We start from the raw sequence: 379 nt of genomic DNA on the forward strand, positions 1-379 counted from the left end.
ATTTATTTATTGCTTTTTAATTCTTTTATCTGCTTCAATAAATAGTCTTTTATTTCTACTCTCAGTTTCTGATAATTATCCCAGTAACTTACTTTGTAACGGATTCCTGTATTGTTATATCCTCCAACCTGCTTAATATATTCCAGCTCTAAAAGTGTATTAATATATCTTTGTAATTGTGTTTTTGACAGATTAAATTCTTGTCGGATTTCTCTTTGCATAAAGTCTTTTTCAGGACTTTTTATAAACTTCTTCAACCTTTCAAAAAACTGTCTTAAACTTCCGTCTAATTCATCAACTTTCAAAACAATGCTTTCAAATAATATTTCCGTTGCCTGTTCTATATCTTCTATCTCCGTAACTAAACAATTGTCTGAGG

The 379-nt window shown here is 29.0% G+C and carries 1 pseudogene; it reads right to left on the minus strand.

Features of this window, described 5'->3' with window-relative positions:
* Nucleotides 1-2: 2 nt before the first annotated feature.
* A pseudogene (locus OH806_RS16555) lies at nt 3-379 on the minus strand (hypothetical protein); the annotation flags it as partial.

This window comes from Chryseobacterium oryctis, assembly GCF_025971925.1.
GTDB lineage: Bacteria > Bacteroidota > Bacteroidia > Flavobacteriales > Weeksellaceae > Chryseobacterium > Chryseobacterium oryctis.